Raw genomic sequence first — 17,024 nt, forward strand, 5'->3', positions numbered from 1 at the left:
TGAATGACGGGCCCGAGAGTCATCCCTGTCCTCGTTAAACCCGATCGCCGGACGACACGTTGGTTCAGAACCGCCCTGTTGCAAAAACAGGAAGGAACAGGGGGTAATGACAGGGGCCACTCCGATCGGAACCGGGACGACACTCGCCCGGTGCTTCGCGGCCATGCGAAAGAACAGGAAAAGAGCGCGAGACCGGCGTCTCATCCAGCCATCACATTGCGGTATCCCGCAGCTCGGTTGAATCGCCGTTGCGGCGGCACGAGCGCCGCAGCGAGATGGCGTTGACTGGCGCGGTTGCGCGCCAGGCAGCCCCCTTCTCCGTTCTTTTCGAGCCCTTCGACTGCCTGCCAAGGCAGGCACTCAGGTAGAACTCGGCCTATCGGGCCGAAGCCGAGAAATGCTGCGCAGCATTTGTGGCCTGTTTCTCGACTGCGCTCGAAACGAACGGAGAGCGTGAGCGATCCTCCTCACGGACGATGCTCCCGAGTTCGATCGGCCCCGGGGCATGATCGAGCATCACGACGAAAGGTCGCACCCGCCGACGACATGACTGAAAACCCGGAGCGGCAGCCGAAACGCTTCGGCTTGCCGCCCCGAGTTCACTCTCGACCTCAGAAATTCACCGACATCGTCAGCAGGCCAAAGGTCCAGGCGACGTACAACACGGTGAGCGTCGCGATCAGGATGAGGGCTGCCCAGAGCTTGCCGAACCAGCCGCGCTTTTCCGTTACGGCGAGCAGCAGGTTCCAGCCCGCCAGCAGGACGGCGCCGACGAACACGATCAGGCCGATGATCTGCAGCGACCACATCTGCACATCCGAGCGGGAGGTCATATTGTCGAGGTTCGAGATCCAGCTACTCGCCCAGACCCAGCCGCCAAGCACCGCCAGCACCAGCCCCGACCCAAGCCGCACGCTGCGATAAGCGAGCAGCGATCGGCGCTGCAGCGTGAGCGGCGCCTTGTACCGGCGGCGGATCAGTGCGGACACCGGCCAGTGCAGCAAGGTGAGCAGCAGGACGCCCATGCTCGCATAGAGCAACGGCAGCAGCCAGATAGAGGATTGCGAGGCGGGTGCCCGGTCATAGACCATGAACGGCGACATGCCGTCCATGCTCCAGCGCACCACCTTGCCATCGACGACCTTGGCGGCGAGCCGCTCATGTCCGCCGATATTGCGCCAGACGAACGGTGCGATCTCGACCCATTTCATCGGTTCGCGGTCCATGCCGCGGGCCGAGGGAACGATCAGCTCGCCCTTCGGCCCCACCGTGACCGATACCTGGCTCAGGAGCTTGAGCGACGCGAAAATTGTCGTTTCCGACCGGCGACTGTTGAGCCAGTTGCCAACCATCATCTTCGCGTGCTCGACCGCGGTCTTCGCATCGACGCTGCCGTCGGCCGGCGCGATGTTAGGGAAATAGCGATCGGCGAATCCTTCGAACAGCGCGCGGCGCACCGACCCGACAGACCGGTCCTTGCCCATGCTGTTGAACGATGCGTACACACCGACATTCTCGTTCATGAACAGATGAAGCGCTGTGTGAAAGGCCATCGTATCGCCGAGATGGCCGATCACCTGGCGGCCATTGATGTTGGTTTCGAAGAAGCCAAGCTCCATCCGGTTGAGCGGCGGCAGCAAGGTGAGCGGGCTATTGTGCATCAGGCGCGCGGTCTCGGGCTTCATCAGCCCGGCCCCCTGATTCAGATGCGCGACCATGAACCGGGCCATGTCGGTGCCGGATGACGACAGCGCGCCGGCCGGGACCGTCGCCAGAACTTCGAATTTCCGCGGCTCGCCCGAGGCCTCCATATAGCCGCTGGCCATCAGCGACTGGAATTGCTTCGGCAGCGGCTGACGAAAGGTCGAGTGCGCCATGCCAAGCGGCTTGAAGATGCGCTGCTCGACATAATCGTCATACGGCATCCCCGACACGCGCTGAACGATATAGCCGGCCAGGGCCGTGGCGTAGTTGGAATAGGACGGCGTCGTGCCGGGCACGAAGACGCGCCGGGGCAGCCCGTTCTTCACATAGTCGCCCAGCGGCATGAGATATTTCGGATCGTTGAACATGGTATATTTGCCATGTTCCTCGAACCCGGTGGTGTGCGTCATGATCTGACGCATGGTGACGGGCAGGCCGTCCTTCAGCGGAATCTTGAAGTCGAGATATTTGTTCACATCGGCGTCGAGATCGATCTTGCCCGCCTCGACCTGCTGCATGACGGCGGTCCAGGTGAACAGCTTCGACACCGAGCCCGGGCGGAACAGGGTGAGGTCGGGATCAACCGGTTTGCGCGTCGCGACATCGGCATAGCCGAAACCGCGCTTGGTCACGATCTGCCCGTCCTTGACCACGACGACCACGCCGCCGGCGACATCGCCCTTGGCGAGCGCGTAAGGAAGGAAGCCGTCGAGCCAGCTATCCAAATCCTGTTTCGTCAGCGCTCGTCCCCCCGGAGCGGCAAGGGGCTGCGATGGTGATGCCTGTTTCTGGGCCTGCTTTTGGGAAACGGCGGGGGTCGCGGGAGATGGCGCGAGTTGGGCCGCCACGCCGCCACCGATCAGCAGCAATGCCAGCGACGCGAACAATTTGATTGAGCGCATATCCAACGACCCTCCCTTTCGCTTTCGCAGCCGGGATTGCCGGGCCACATGCAAAGCACTATCTCTGATAATATTTCTAATTTTGAAACATTACGATCCTAATTAGAAAACTGTCAATGCAAATTGCCACGCCAGCAAAGCGGCCAAATTCCCGCAGCTGCGGGAGTTTCTGCGGGAGAATGGTTTTTTGAGGGTTCTGCGGGAGTCTGCGGGAAAAGCTGCGGGAGTTTTGATGGATCCGCACGGGAGTTTTACCGGCGTGCTGCGGGAGTGAAGGGAAATATCGCGGCTGGGGTCATGGTCGGCTCGATTCCGGTTCGCTTGATTCAAATCGTCCGTCGGACAGGCTTTACCCGGGACAGGGGCAACCCGACTGTGACGAGAGAGCAGATATGACGGCACCCGATAGCGGCTTGAATCGAGCGAACGCATCGCGGCCCCGCGCGAATAGCAAAACATCCTGGCCAGGATGGCGATCATCCCGGCCAGAAATGCCCGTCCCTATTCGCCGACGGCGCGCGTCACCACGCCACCCTTCATGACAAAGGCCATCGCCTCCAGCGCCTTGACGTCGCTGAGCGGATCGCCCTTCACCGCAACGATGTCGGCCGCCTTGCCCTTGGCGAGCGTGCCGATCTCATCCTGCAGGCCGATATGCGTCGCACCCCAGACGGTGGCGGACCGGATCACCTCGATCGGCGTCAGACCGGCCTTTACCATCAGCGCGAATTCGCGGGCATTCTCGCCATGAGGCGACACGGCGGAATCGGTTCCGAACGCGATCTTCACGCCGCCTTCATGGGCGCGGCGCAATGCGTCGATCATCAACGGTCCGACAATCCGTGCCTTGGCGCGAACATTTGCCGGCATCCAGTCGGCGGTTTCGGCCTGGCGCGCGACGGTGTCACCCGCCAGCAGAGTCGGCACGAGATAGCTGCCCTTCGCCTTGAACAGCCGGATCGATTCGGCGTCGAGATAGGTGCCGTGTTCGACCGAATCGACGCCGGCGCGAAGCGCGGCATTGACCCCATCGGTGCCGTGCGCGTGCGCCGCGACCTTGCGCCCGAGGTGATGCGCGGTCTCGACGATCGAGACCAGCTCGGCATCGCTCATCTGCTGCCCCAGCCCCGCCGCGGTGTTCGACATCACGCCGCCGGTCGAGGCGGTCTTGATGATGTCGGCCCCCTGCTGCACCGCGAGCCGCACGGCGCGCGCGCAATCATCGGCGCCCGAGCACAATGTCGGCGAGCGAAACAGGTCGAGGATTTCCTGCCGATAACCATGAATATCGCCGTGCCCGCCATGCGCCGCGACGCCGCCGGCCGCGATGATCCGCGGTCCCGTCACCTTGCCCGCCGCGATCGCGTCGCGCAGCGCGTTGATCGCCAGCGGATCGGCACCGAGATCGACGACGGTGGTGAAGCCGGCGCGGAGCGTCCGCTGCGCATGGACCAGGCCGTCAAAGGCCTGATCCGTGGCCGATTTGGTCACCGCGTCGAGCTGGTTGGTGGGCCCGGACTGGAACGTGAGATGCACATGGCTGTCGATGAAGCCGGGCATGACGAAGCTGTCGCGCAGGTCGATCACCTTGCCGTCACCGACAAAACCGTCGCGAATTTCGGTGACGCGGCCCCCGTCCACCACGATGGTCTTGTTGGTTTCGACCCGCCCGCTGGCCGGATCGGCGAGCAGCCGCCCGGCCTGGATATACGTCCTGGACGTTGCAGCTGGGCCCTGCGCCGCAAGCGGCTGAGCAGCCGTCGCGCACATCATCGCTGCAAAAATGGCCGTCTTCATCGGTACCCTCCCCTGTTTTCGTTGACTGTTCGCGCGCTCAGAGAGCCGTGCGGCCCCAGACATCCTCGCCGCACCAGGCATTGCCATGTTCATAGCGGATCGACGGGATGCGATCGGTCGCGAGGAAGATCGGGCCGTCGAGATCGACGATATCGCAGAGCTGGCCAAGCACAAAGGCCGGCCCCATCGCCAGGCTCGATCCGACCATATTGCCGACCATCACGCCCAGCCCGAGTTCGCGTGCACGCCGCGCGATCGCCAACCCTTCGGTGAGGCCTCCGCATTTATCGAGCTTGATATTGACCACGTTGAACCGGCCAACCAGTCCCTCGACATCGCCAAGGGTCAGCGCGCTTTCGTCCGCGGCGAGCGGAATCGGGCATTGATAGCCATCGAGATCGGCTTCGCGGCCACGCGCCAGAGGCTGTTCGAGCAACTGGACATTCGCCGCCACCAGCGCCGCGACCAGCGTGTCGAGATCCCCAATGGCAAAGCCCTGATTGGCGTCCACGCCGATCCAGCATTCGGGCCGTGCCGCACGCACCGCCTGGACCCGTGCGATATCGATATCGAGGTCGCCGGTGAGCTTGAGCTTCAGCGCAAGCGCCTGGGCATAGCTCCGAGCGCCCTCCGCCATGACCTCCGGATCATCGGCGCCGAGCGTGAAGGTGGTGCGCAAGGGACATGGCTGGGGTACGCCGGCGCTTTCCCAGACCGGCGTGCCGCTGCGCCGCGCCTCCAGTTCCCACAGCGCGCAATCGATCGCGTTGCGCGCCCCGCCGGCGGGCAGAAGCTGCAACAATTGTTCGCGCGTCACCCCCGCCTCGATCGCATCGCGCACGCCATCGATCGCGACGCGCATCGCCGCGACATCGTCGCCGAGATAATAGACCCCCGACGCCTCGCCGCGCCCGGCATGATCGCCATCGGAAATCGTCGCCACCACCACGGGCGTTTCAGTGAAAACATGTCCCGAGATGCGGAACGGCTTGGCCAGCGGCAGCGATTCAACCACATAATCAAGCGACAGTCTGGTACGCACAGTCATTATCGACACTCCTTCAGCAGAGCGCCCGGCAACGGGTGCCGAACTCTTTGTTCATTGGGCGATCGCGCCGGGCGCAAGCGCCGCCACGATCCGGGAAAGATATTTGTTGTAGTCGAAGGCCTGCCCTTCGGGCGTCCAGCCGAGCCGGACGATGACCGCATCGCGCGACGGGATCACCGCGACCATCTGGTAATTATGCCCCATCGCCATGAAGGTATCGAGCGGCAGGTCCTTGAACAGCCGCCGATGTTCCCCGGCATCGTCGCCGCGATTGAGCCAGAACTGGCCACTGTAAAAGGGCCGAGGCGCAGCGGCGGTCGGCGTGCGGACGAAATCGATCCATGCCTGTGACAGCAGCCGCTTTTTCCCCACCATGCCGCCATTCAGATAAAGCTGGCCGAACCGCGCCCAGTCGCGCGCGGTGCCATAGGCATAGGAGCTGCCGACCGGCACGCCGGATTCATCCGGCTCGATCAACGTGCTGGTCATGCCGACCGGTTCGAACAGGCGCTTGCGCGCGAACCGCGTCACCGCCTCAAGCGACCCGCCGGTCGCGGCGAAGACGATGCGCGACAGGATATTGGTCGTGCCCGACGAATAGCTCCACACCGATCCCGGCGCCTTGTCCTGCGGCAGCGACGCCGCCAGCGCGCCCATATCGGGTGCGGCGAACAGCATGTTGATCGAATCATTGCCGGGCTCGTAGCTCTCGACGAAGCGCAGGCCGCTCGACATGGCCAGCAATTGCCGCAAGGTGATTTTGCCGCGCGGGTCGCCCGCGCCCTGCCATTCCGGCACCGGGGCGGGCGCATCGAGCTTCAGCACGCCGTCATCGACCAGCAGGCCGATCAGCGTGCCGGCGATGCTCTTGCTTGCCGACCAGCCGAGCAGTTCGCTGTTGCGGTCGAAGCCCGGGGCATATTGTTCGGCGACGATCCGCCCGCCCTGCACCACGACGATCGCCCGTGTATCGGGGTATCCGTCCTTGTTCTGCTCGACAAAGGCCTGGTTAACCGCCTTGTCCAGCGCCGCCTTGTCGACCTTCGGCCCCGCCCCCTTTGGCTGGGCGTCGCCCAGCGGCCAGGGTTTCGAGGATTGCGACGCCAGCGGCGCAAGGCCGGCCGATTGACGCAGCAGCGTGTCACGCCCGGTCTTGCCGGTGAGCAAGGTGCAGCCCACCGCCGGCCGATACAGCGCCGTGCGCGTGACGGCACCCGGGGCCGATGCGGTGACGGTGCGGTCCTTGCGGTCGACCGCCAGGGTGACGGCCTTCGTGAAGGGCGCGAGCGCATGGACATCGTCGCGCAGCACGTCCGCCTCGGCCCGCCCGGTCACGAAGATGCCGGCACAGGCGATCTGCGCCGACACCGCCGTGCCGAGATCGGCGGGACCGGAAATCGCGGCGGGAACCGGGTCAGCAAAGGCCGGCGCCGAGAGCAGCAACGCCAGGCCCGCAAGGCCAGTCCCGGAAATGTGTCGGATCATGCGATATTCCTTCGTCGTGGTGTCGCGTCCGCCTGGACTCGAACTGGACTCAAAGACATCTGATTTCCCCATCCATGTCATCCCCGCGAAAGCGGAGATCCCGCTGCCTTCTTGCGGTGACAAGGGAAGAAGCGGGATTCCCGCTTTCGCGGGAATGACGGGAGAAGATGCTCTCAAAGCCTTACAGCTTCAGTCGCCGCAGCTATGGCGGAGAACTTCGCCCTTCCTCGCCCCGGTATGCTTGCCGCCCTCGATCGTGACCGCGCCATTGACGATCACGGTGTCGATCCCGGTGGGCAGCGCGGTCGGCTTTGCCCAGCTCGCGACGTCGTCAAGCTTGGCGAGATCGAAGATCACGATATCGGCATGCATCCCGTCGCGGATCAGGCCGCGATCGCTCAATCCCATGCGCTGCGCCGGCCAGCCGGTCATCTTGCGCACCGCATCCTCCAGCGACAGGATCGGGCGACGCTTCACATATTCGGCGATGACGCGCGGGAAAGTGCCATAGGCCCGCGGATGCGGCAGGCCGAGCGCGTCCATGCCGCCCAACTTCACCGATGCCGCCGCGTCGCTGCCGATGCTGGTCCAGGGCTGGCGCAACGCGGTCTCGATATCCTTTTCATTGATCATGAAATAGAGCGCGACGGCGCGGTTGGGCAGGCCGTCCAGCAGGACATCCCATGCCACATCGGCAGGGTCGCGCTTCAGCGCCGCGCCGATCTTCTCGAAGCTCTGGCCGTGATATTGCGCATATTTCGCGCTGAAGCCATTGGCGAGCACCACATTGCCCCATCCGCCCGAGGCTTGAACAAGGTTGGACCAGCCCGGCATCGACCCCGCGGCGAGGTCCTTCTTCATCCGTTCCCGTTCCTTGGGATCGCGGAGCCGCGCAATGCCCTTTTCGACACCATCGACCCAGACCCAGCTGGGCGCGGTAACTTCAAGGCCGGTGCCGCCCGCAGTGTAAGGATAGAGATCCGCCGCCACATCAACGCCGCGTGCGCGCGCGGCGTTGATCGCCGCGACCGCCTGCGGCATCAGCTTGCCCCATTCGGGCGCGTAGGCGGCCTTCAGGTGGAATATTTCGACCTTCACCCCACCCTTTTCGCCAATCTCGATCGCTTCCTGGATCGCCGGGACGAGCTTCGCGCTTTCGTCGCGCATATGCGTCGCATAGAAGCCGTTGCACTGCCCGGCGACCTTGGCGAGCGAGACCAGATCCGCGGTCGTCTGGAAGCTGCTGGGTGAATAGATCAAGGCGCTGGTGATCCCGAACACGCCGGCATGCATCGCGGTCCTGACCTCCCCTTGCATGGCCTCCATCTGCGCAGGTGTCGGCGCGCCCGCGGCATCGCCCATGATTTTCTCCCGCGCCTGGTGGGATGCGTAATAGGTGCCGAAATTGACCGAAATACCCTGGCTTTCGAGCTTCTTGAAATAGTTGGGGATATCCACGGCATCGACCGGCGTGCCGCCTTCGCCGGCGATAACAGTGGTCACACCCATGCGCAGCTTGTTCTCGGCATCGCCATTTTCGAGCAGCACGCCGCCCGACTGATCCATCATGTCGATAAAGCCAGGCGAGACATAACGGCCGGTGGCGTCGATCTCCCGCGTGCCGCGTCCGGAAATCTTGCCGACATGCACCACACGGCCATTCTTGACCGCGATGTCCGCGCTCACCCAGGGGTTGCCCGCACCGTCGAGCACGCGACCGCCACGGATCACGATATCATATTCCGGCGCTGGTTCCGGGGCCGGCGCGTTCGAGACAAGCAGCAGGCATGCGGCAGAGCCGAGAAGATAACGCTTCATTATTCCATCTCCATCACGACAGATTGAAAACTGGCCTCTTTACCGGGCCTTATCGTCAGATTTTGGCTTGCCGTCGGCACGCACCGTATCGACCACGTCGCGCACCGCGGCGATCACGACATCGGGGCGGTCGACCTGGATATAATGGGTCGCGTCGGGTACGCTCTGTTCGCGGCCACGCGTCGACAGGCGCGCCTGCTCCTGATGCATCGTTCGCCATTCCTGCTTGAAACGATCACCACCCTGGCGCGTCAGGCCCATCCCCTTCAACTGATCGGGCGTCATCGGCGCCATCGCGGTCAGCACGATCACGGGGCGGTTGCCGAAGCTGTGAACCTGGCGTGCCTGATCCAGCGTCCGGTCGAAGCCCTCGACTTCGGACAGCGCGCCCTTGATCGACGTGCCGATATAGGCGGCCGTCTTCGCCGTCGCTTCCTTGCGGTTCGCCGGCGCCTCGCCACCCGTCATCAAGAACCGCACGATACCGGTCCAGGAGAAGGCCGAGGCGACCTTCATCATGCCGAGATACTGTTTCGGATCGAGATTGGCGTGGGCCAGTTTCCCGAGCCGGACGACCTGATCGGGATGGGACGGATCGACCATCACCAGCCCGGCAACCTGATCGCCATAGGTGCCGACATAAGTCGTCGTGTACGGGCCGCCGATCGAATGTCCGACCAGCACCAGCGGATCGGATATGCCCGCGCCCTTCAGCGTCGCATGCAGGTCCTCGGCAACGGCGGCGGCGTCCTGCGGCGTGGACTTGGCATCGCTCCACATGATGCCGGCCCGGTCATAGGCGCATGCGCGGGTGAAACCGGCGATCTTGTCATGCACCAGGCTCCAGTCGAGCGATCCGCCCGTGCCCAGCCCGGCTTCGAAAATGACGGTCGGCGATCCGCTGCCGCGACAATCGATATGCATGCGTCGTCCGCCGATATCGACCAGCTTTCCCGGCGGCGGATAATGTCTCGTCGCATTCCACCGGCTCAACGCCTCATAGATCGCGCCCACCACGATCAGGAGGACCAGCAGGGCAAGGATGCCCAGTCCGATCCGTTTCAGCCAGCGCTTGACGCGCGAGCGTTTGGCGGGCCGGGGTACCGGATCGGCGATCGGTGTCATGATATTATCCCCTCAACGACGCCTTGGGACGCCTGTTTCTTTTCGGCTGGATGGCGGCGGATCAGTCGGAAGACGCCGATGGTGAGCAGCGGCACGACATAGATGGCCAGGAATATATAGGCGAGGGCGCGGTAGCCGCTCGAAATCAGCGCGACCAGGCCGAAGCGATCGGCGACGAACATGCACCCGACCAGCATCCCGGCGGCGATGATCCCTCGTGCCCGATGGCTCAGCGGCTTGTGCCAGCGCGCCCGCATGGCGGCGTCGATGCGCTCGTTGATCGCATGCACCGAGCCAGTCCCGCTTTCCAGCAAGGCCGCAAAGATCATCGCCTGGAACAACAGGTGGAACAGCGGCAGCTCAAGCTGCTGGAGCATGAAATCGGACGGCAGCGTCTCGTGCATGATCGCCGGATAGAAGGCGATCATGCAGATGAAGAAGAGGATCGCCGGCACCATTGCCAGCGGCCCGGCGATGATCCCCGATATCACCGCATCGCGCCGGCTGGTCATGTGGCGGACCACCGGCAGGATCACCACCGCGCCGATGACATTGTAGCTGGCATAGGTCAGTCCACCCAATGCCCAGCCATCACTTGGTGCCGGAATTTTGAAATTGGTTGCGATCAGGTCGCCGAAATCGCTCAGCGCCAGCACCATGAACAGCGCGTAGACGCCGTAGAGCAGGAACGAGACATATTTGAACAGCCGCTCGACCGACGCGTTGCCGAAGGTCGCGAACAGTGCGATCGACGCGGCCAGGAACAGGGTGCCGACGATCGGCGGCAGGCCGAACATGGCGCTGCCGATCGCGCCCGCAGCCGCACCGAATACCGCCAGAATGAGCGTGACGAACAGGACATAGCCGATCTCGAACGCGATCCAGCCGGGCCCGAGCAGCTTTTCGAAGAAGCTGCGATAATCGAATGTGCCCATCTTATGCGCGAATGCGAACGTCACCGCGCAGATGACGCTCCACAACATTGTGGCGAGCAGCATCGCGGCCAGCCCGCCCCAGGGCCCGCTCGGCAGGAAGAATTCGGCAAGCTCACGCCCGGTGGCATAGCCCCCGCCGATCACCACCGCCTTGAAGGCGAAGCCCGGCAACAGGAAGCGCTCGAACCAGGAGGGTCCAGCCTTCCCGGCCGTGGCATTCACCTGATTCATGCAAGACAGCCGTCGATCAGACGGGCGAACTGGTCGCCGCCGCGGATCGGATCGGCAACGGGAAGACCCAGCCTCCGGCTTTCCTCGGCCATCACCGCGATCGCCTCTTCTTCGCCGAGATGCGACGTGTTGAACGAAATGCCCGCGCAACGGATCGCCGGGTTGGTCCGGGCGCCGAGCCGCAGGTTGATGTCGATCGTTTCTTCCAGCGTTGGCAGGCCATAGGAAGCGGAGCCGAGCATCATCGTCCGGCCAGGTTGATGACAGACGATGAGGACGTCGGGCTGGCTGCCGTGAAGCAGGCCGAGCGAGACCGCGGCATAGGCCGGGTGGAACAGCGACCCCTGCCCTTCGATCACATCCCAATGGTCGGCCGCGGCATCCGGGCTGAGCAATTCGGCGGCGCCCGCCTCGAAATCGGAGACGACCGCGTCCATGGGAATGCCGCCGCCGGCGATCATGATCCCGGTCTGCCCCGAGGCACGGAAGTTCACGTCGAGCCCACGATCGGCAAAGGCGCGCGACACGGCCAGGGCGGTGTATTTCTTGCCTAGCGCGCAATCGGTGCCAACGGTCAGCAACCGCTTGCCGGTCCGCTTGCGGCCAGTCCCCACGGTCAGGCCAAGTGGCGGATGGCGGACATCAATGAGCTGCCGTCCAAGCCGTTCGGCCAGCGCGGCCAGTTCAGGCACTTCCGCCAGGCGGACATGCATGCCGCTAACAAGGTCCAGCCCAGCCTCGAGCGCCTCGACGAGAGCCGGGATCCAGCTTGCGGGGATCACCCCACCGCCATTGGCGACGCCGATCAGCATCGATCGCGCGCCCTGAGCATGGGCCTGGGCAGGCGTGAGTACCGGCAATCCGGTGCTCACGGTCGCCTGAGGCAAGGCATATTCGCCCGCGCATTTGTCGGGCGCCCAGTCGCGCAGGCCATAAGCAGTCTTCGCAAACCCGGCCTCGGTCGTGTCACCAAGGAACAACAGATAGGGCTGGGGCAAACGCAACGCGCTCGCGTCGGCATTAAAGGGCGTGTTGATACTCACCATTCATCCTTGCACATCAAAAAAGGAAGATCGGCAGCCACGCCGCGAGGCATGGCTGGCCGGGACTCGCCCGGCGGAACAAAGTCATTAAATTGGGTCGATCGAAGAACCGGGGCCGATCACTCCGTCACCGCCGATGCGGCGCGGGGCGGAACTGCCCTGCAGGCCCGATCTTATGGCCGGCGGTCAGCTGGCTGCATGACGCCTAAGACAATGATTGCATCCATCCGCCCCGCTTGCCATTGTTATCCTGATCAGGATCATATTTTCAATATAGGATAATTGCAATAGGATTATTGCGCAGATTGATCCCATCTGGAGATTTGTCAACGCGAGTGGCAACACACCCAAAGCAAATGGATTGCAGGAACGTTGCGGCCGATCGCCGGCACCTGCCGACACCCCAATAGCGTGTGGCAGCGAGACGCGAGGTTTGCGCGGGAACAAGCGGGAATTGGCGGCGCGCGGCGCCTATGCGGTACGCGGCCAATCATTGGCCGGCACAAAGTCGCGTCGATCGTGAGAAACTTCAGCTTTGGGGCTAATCTTCGCCATCGATCGGGTGAAGCGCCGATTTCAGGTCAGCCTGGTTGGCGGAGCATACGGAAAGAATACGGCAAGGGCCTTCGCCAACAGCCACATATCCATGCCCCATCGCGCCATCGAAATAAATCGAATCCCCGGTGTTGAGCAGCGACGGCGCGTAGAGATCGCAGTAGAATTCGCACTGCCCTTCAAGGACGAGAGCATATTCCTCACCAGGATGGCGCATCAGTTCGCCAAAATCCTCGATCGACCGCACCTTGATATCAATGATCATCGGATTGAGCGTTTTGTGAAGCAAGTCAGCGGACGGATAGACATAATTATACGTCGCGGTGCGAATCGAAGGCCCCTCGCCCGCCAGCGTGATGCTGCGGCGCCCCGTGGCCGCCCGGCGCACGGCAGGAGGCGCCGCCGCCGTTGAAAAGAGCCTGGTTATATCGATGTCGAGCCCGCGGCTGATGCGCAGCAACTTCTCATAGCTGAGCGACATCTTGCCGGTTTCAGCCTTGGAAAGCGTGGAAACGGGCATGCCGGTGCGTTGACTGACGTCAGCGAGCGTCAGGCCAAGTTCCTTGCGGATCTCGCGCAAGACCGCCCCCGGATTGTCCTCCGCGAACGCTCGTGAATCTTCGGCCGATGATTCACGAAGACTGCCAGGCCGCATTTCGGTCCTTTCACGCGATTTTCTCAATTAGCACATTTGGGTATCACTGTTATCGCACGGGAAAAACCCGGAAAAACATCCAAGTCGTGAAGAGTGACGCCTTACGCTCGTCAAGATCGCCCAATCAGGACAACAGTTGACAAATTGGAGAAATTTGAAAGGATCACTCAATCGGCGGGACGGATCGCGTCAATCCTCCATTCAAGCATCTTTGAAAGGGTCTTCATGAAACGGCTGCCTCTCTCCGTGAAAACCGCGCTGGCGCTTCTGATCGGCGCGCCTTTGCTCCTTTCCCCTGCCCTGGCTGCACCCAATGCGGCGGCAACGGCGGACGCCAAGGCGCGGTTGACGGCTGAATTCGCGCGCCTGGCCAAGCAGACCGATGGCACGGTGGGCGTCGCCGTCCAGCGCGTGGACGGAAATGCCCGGACAACACTGAACGGCGGCACGAATTTTCCCATGGCCAGCACTTTCAAGATCGCCGTGGCCGGGACGATCCTTGCCCGGATCGACAAGGGCGAGCTGACGCTCGACCAGATGATCGCGGTAGACCCTGCCGTTATCGTGGAGTCCGAGGGGATCGCCGAGCAGACGCCGCATCCCGGCGTATCGCTGTCGATTCATAATCTGCTCGAGCTCATGCTGACGCGCAGCGACAACACCGCGACCGACGTGCTGACAGCACTTGCGGGTAGCCCGGTGGCCGTGACGGCCTGGGTTCGCAAGCTTGGCGTGACCGGTCAGCAGATCGATGCCGATACCGCTCATATAATCTATCGCGCCTTTGATATTCCGCCGGGGTCGGGCACCTTTGCGCAACAGATCGAAGCCGCTTTCGCAGCAGATCCCGCGAAGCGCGATCGGGACGTCAACGGGAAGCCGAACAAATCCTTCAATGACGACCCGCGCGACAGTTCGACCCCGGAAGCGATGCTCGACCTGCTGCTGAAGATCCAGTCGGGCAAGGCGCTCAGCGCCACCAGCACCAAGGCGCTGCTCGACATCATGGAGCGCTGTCACACGGGGGAGGCGCGGCTCAAGGGGCGGCTGCCGCTCGGGACCGTGGTCGCGCACAAGACCGGCACGCTGATGAGCATTGCCAATGATGTGGGGCTGGTCACGCTGCCGGACGGGAGCAAGTTCGCCATCGCCGTCTTTGTCAAAGGAGATACCAAGGGCACCGCCGTACAGGAACGGGTGATCGCCGATATTGCGCGCGCGGCCTATGATTATTTCCAGCTGGTCGGCTGAGGTCATGATCCGGCGCCTCCCCATCCTGCTGACGGTGATCGTTGCGGTCGCCAGTCCGGCCGCGGCTCAATCCAGCCCTGTAGCGACACCCGCCCCGGCCATCGCCGCGGCGGCGCGCTCCATCGACGCCGCCGCGAGCGCCGAGCTCAAGGACAAGGCGATCCCGTCGATCGCCGTCGCGCTGGTCGACAGGACGGGGGTGATCTGGTCGGCGGCCTGGGGCAGTGCCGATGCGGCGGGCACCCGGCCAGCAACGCCCGCCACGATATATCGCGCGGGATCGGTGAGCAAATTGTTCACCGATGTCGCGGTGATGAAACTGGTCGAACAGGGCAAGCTCGATCTCGATGCGCCGGTGACGCGCTATTTGCCGGAATTCGCACCGCATAATCCCTTCGGCGTCGCGATCACGCTGCGGCAGTTGATGACTCATCGCAGTGGCCTGGTCCGCGAACCGCCGCGCGGGAGCTATTTCGATGCCACGCCCAAGGGGCAGGCCGATACCGTATCCAGCCTCAATGGCACGACGCTGGTCGCGGCCCCCGGGACAGTGACGAAATATTCCAATGCCGGCATCGCCGTGGTGGGCGAAGTGGTCGCGCGTGTGGCCGGCATGGCTTATGAAGACGCGGTCCGAAGCCTGGTGCTCGCACCGCTCGGCATGCAGGCGAGCAGTTTCGTGCGAGCCGACCTCAAGAGCCCGGTCGCCTATGCGCAAATGGCGTCGTTCGATGGCGGTCGATCGGCCGCCCCGGCACTCGATCTCGGGACGTCAGCCGCGGGCAATCTCTACACCAATGTCGGCGATCTTGGCGTGTTCGTCACGTCGATGCTGAACGCCGGCGCCTTGCCTGGCGGCAAAGGCGCCCTGCTTCGGGAAAACAGCCTGACGGAGATGTGGCGGGCGCAATATCCGGCCGAGCCCGGCGCGCGCAGCTTCGGCCTTGGCTTCGCGCTGGGGACGCTCGATGGCCAGCGCACCGTCGGACATGGCGGCGCGGTCTATGGCCATACCACCGATGTCCGCTTCATGCCCGATGCGGGAATCGGCGTGGTCGTTTTCAGCACGGTGGACGCCGGGCCGACGATGCAGCGCATCGGCACCTTCGCGTTGCGCAGCCTGCTTGCCGCACGCGATGGAAAGGCGCTCCCGCACTGGGTGCAGACCCAGCGGATAGCGGGCAGCGAAGCAACTGCGAAGTCCGGCCGTTTCGTGAACGGCGGCGACAGCGTCAATGTTCGGGTTTTCGACGGCGGACTGGTGCTCGACGGCCCGGAAGTGGCCGCCGAAGTGCGGCAGGCCGACGGGCATTATTATCTGGATGACGCGCAATATTTCAGCGATGCGGTGGCGTTCGCGGCGGACGCAAGCTGGGTCGAACTCGCCGGCAAGCGTTATGCGCGTGCGACCTGGTCGCGGCCGGCGAAGCCGGATGCCGAACTGGCGAGTCTGATCGGCGAATATGGCTGGGACCATAATATCCTGCGCATCTTCCAGCGCGACGGCAAACCCTATGCCCGGATCGAATGGGTCGACTGGCTGCCGCTGCAGCGCCGGGAAGCCGATCTTTATGCCTTTCCGGAGACGCACGGCCTTTATCCGCTTGAGTCGCTCCGGTTCGAACGGGCCCCCTCCGCCAAGGTGACCGCCGCGCTTCTCGGCGCGATCCGATTTCCTCGGCGCGACTTTGGCGCGGAAGCGGAAGCCGCAGTCCGATCGGTCATGAATACCGGCATGGACAGTTTGCGCGCCACCGCGCGGGCGGCCACGCCGCCGGTTGAAACCGGCACGTTCAAGACGTCGAACCTGGTGGCGCTCACCAGCATCGAACCGCGCATTCGCCTCGACGTGCGCTATGCCGCCACCAACAATTTCATGGGTCAGAAAATCTATGAGCAGGTCGGCGCGTTCATGCAGCGCCCGGCGGCCGAAGCGGTCGGACGGATCCACCGCGCGCTCGCCACGCAGGGCTTCGGCCTGATGATCCATGACGCCTATCGCCCCTGGTACGTCACCAAGATGTTCTGGGATGCGACGCCGCCGGCCAATCGGGTCTTCGTGGCGGATCCCACGCAGGGATCCCGCCACAATCGCGGCGCGGCGGTCGATCTCACCATGTTCGATCTCAAAACAGGTGCGCCGATGGTGACGACCGGCCGCTATGACGAATTCTCCAGCCGGTCCTATTCCAATTATGTCGGCGGGAGCGATGAGCAGAGATGGCTGCGCGAGGTGCTGCGCACCGCGATGGAGCGCAACGGGTTCACCGTCTATTCGCAGGAATGGTGGCATTTCGACCTGGTCGGCTGGCAGGATTATCCGATCGGCAATCGGACGTTCCAGGACCTTGCCGCGCCGCACTAAAGAGGGTTCGAGCTGAGGCGCTCCCCCTTCTTGCGGACGGTGCTTCGACAAGCTCCGCACGAACGAAGGAAGAGCGTTTCCGCCCAAACCGACTGCACTCCATGAGGGCA

The 17,024-nt window shown here is 63.6% G+C and carries 11 protein-coding genes; 2 read left to right on the forward strand and 9 right to left on the reverse strand.

The window, feature by feature from the left end:
• Window positions 1–611 precede the first annotated feature (611 nt).
• The 9 genes from OO12_RS16455 to OO12_RS16495 form a co-directional block, all read right to left on the reverse strand.
• The gene (locus tag OO12_RS16455) at window positions 612–2,606 is read right to left on the reverse strand and encodes a serine hydrolase domain-containing protein (protein ID WP_034159808.1); all 1,995 of its coding nucleotides are present in this window, start codon (window positions 2,604–2,606) and stop codon (window positions 612–614) included.
• A 501-nt stretch (window positions 2,607–3,107) separates the two neighbouring features.
• The gene (locus OO12_RS16460; protein WP_034159809.1) at window positions 3,108–4,403 is read right to left on the reverse strand and encodes a metal-dependent hydrolase family protein; all 1,296 of its coding nucleotides are present in this window, start codon (window positions 4,401–4,403) and stop codon (window positions 3,108–3,110) included.
• Between the two features lie 37 nt (window positions 4,404–4,440).
• Window positions 4,441–5,451, reverse strand: coding sequence for a dipeptide epimerase (locus OO12_RS16465; protein WP_034159810.1), 1,011 nt, complete (start codon window positions 5,449–5,451; stop codon window positions 4,441–4,443).
• Between the two features lie 51 nt (window positions 5,452–5,502).
• A complete protein-coding gene (locus OO12_RS16470) occupies window positions 5,503–6,936 on the reverse strand; it encodes a serine hydrolase domain-containing protein (RefSeq protein WP_052215966.1) in 1,434 nt (477 codons plus the stop codon).
• 189 nt (window positions 6,937–7,125) lie between these two features.
• A complete protein-coding gene (locus OO12_RS16475; RefSeq protein WP_034159811.1) occupies window positions 7,126–8,754 on the reverse strand; it encodes an N-acyl-D-amino-acid deacylase family protein in 1,629 nt (542 codons plus the stop codon).
• A gap of 39 nt (window positions 8,755–8,793) precedes the next feature.
• On the reverse strand, window positions 8,794–9,879 hold the full coding sequence (locus tag OO12_RS16480) for an alpha/beta fold hydrolase (RefSeq protein ID WP_052215967.1): 1,086 nt from the start codon (window positions 9,877–9,879) through the stop codon (window positions 8,794–8,796).
• Entirely contained in the window at window positions 9,876–11,045 is a 1,170-nt protein-coding gene (locus OO12_RS16485) for a YkvI family membrane protein (protein WP_052215968.1), read from the reverse strand. The genes OO12_RS16480 and OO12_RS16485 overlap by 4 nt, the downstream gene beginning before the upstream one ends.
• Window positions 11,042–12,091, reverse strand: a complete 1,050-nt coding sequence (locus OO12_RS16490) for a DUF1611 domain-containing protein (RefSeq protein ID WP_052215969.1) — start codon at window positions 12,089–12,091, stop codon at window positions 11,042–11,044. The genes OO12_RS16485 and OO12_RS16490 overlap by 4 nt, the downstream gene beginning before the upstream one ends.
• Before the next feature lie 538 nt (window positions 12,092–12,629).
• A complete protein-coding gene (locus OO12_RS16495) occupies window positions 12,630–13,223 on the reverse strand; it encodes a helix-turn-helix domain-containing protein (protein ID WP_052215975.1) in 594 nt (197 codons plus the stop codon).
• A gap of 300 nt (window positions 13,224–13,523) precedes the next feature.
• Between OO12_RS16495 and bla the strand changes: the two genes are divergently transcribed.
• Both bla and OO12_RS27550 read left to right on the forward strand, forming a co-directional pair.
• Window positions 13,524–14,549: a class A beta-lactamase gene (gene bla / locus OO12_RS16500; protein WP_034159813.1), complete on the forward strand. Its 1,026-nt coding sequence runs from the start codon at window positions 13,524–13,526 to the stop codon at window positions 14,547–14,549.
• Entirely contained in the window at window positions 14,524–16,914 is a 2,391-nt protein-coding gene (locus tag OO12_RS27550; protein WP_082006595.1) for a serine hydrolase, read from the forward strand. Before bla ends, OO12_RS27550 begins: the two co-directional genes overlap by 26 nt.
• Window positions 16,915–17,024: the final 110 nt, after the last annotated feature.

Origin of the sequence: Sphingomonas sp. ERG5 (assembly GCF_000803065.1) — a bacterium.
In the GTDB taxonomy this organism is placed as follows: Bacteria; Pseudomonadota; Alphaproteobacteria; order Sphingomonadales; family Sphingomonadaceae; genus Sphingomonas.

Excerpts from the sequence above, each read along its gene's own strand:
- OO12_RS16455 (WP_034159808.1), bottom strand. The coding sequence starts at position 2,606 with ATGCGCTCAATCAAATTGTTCGCGTCGCTGGCATTGCTGCTGATCGGT.
- OO12_RS16460 (WP_034159809.1), bottom strand. The coding sequence starts at position 4,403 with ATGAAGACGGCCATTTTTGCAGCGATGATGTGCGCGACGGCTGCTCAG.
- OO12_RS16465 (WP_034159810.1), bottom strand. The coding sequence starts at position 5,451 with ATGACTGTGCGTACCAGACTGTCGCTTGATTATGTGGTTGAATCGCTG.
- OO12_RS16470 (WP_052215966.1), bottom strand. The coding sequence starts at position 6,936 with ATGATCCGACACATTTCCGGGACTGGCCTTGCGGGCCTGGCGTTGCTG.
- OO12_RS16475 (WP_034159811.1), bottom strand. The coding sequence starts at position 8,754 with ATGAAGCGTTATCTTCTCGGCTCTGCCGCATGCCTGCTGCTTGTCTCG.
- OO12_RS16480 (WP_052215967.1), bottom strand. The coding sequence starts at position 9,879 with ATGACACCGATCGCCGATCCGGTACCCCGGCCCGCCAAACGCTCGCGC.
- OO12_RS16485 (WP_052215968.1), bottom strand. The coding sequence starts at position 11,045 with ATGAATCAGGTGAATGCCACGGCCGGGAAGGCTGGACCCTCCTGGTTC.
- OO12_RS16490 (WP_052215969.1), bottom strand. The coding sequence starts at position 12,091 with ATGGTGAGTATCAACACGCCCTTTAATGCCGACGCGAGCGCGTTGCGT.
- bla (WP_034159813.1), top strand. The coding sequence starts at position 13,524 with ATGAAACGGCTGCCTCTCTCCGTGAAAACCGCGCTGGCGCTTCTGATC.
- OO12_RS27550 (WP_082006595.1), top strand. The coding sequence starts at position 14,524 with ATGATTATTTCCAGCTGGTCGGCTGAGGTCATGATCCGGCGCCTCCCC.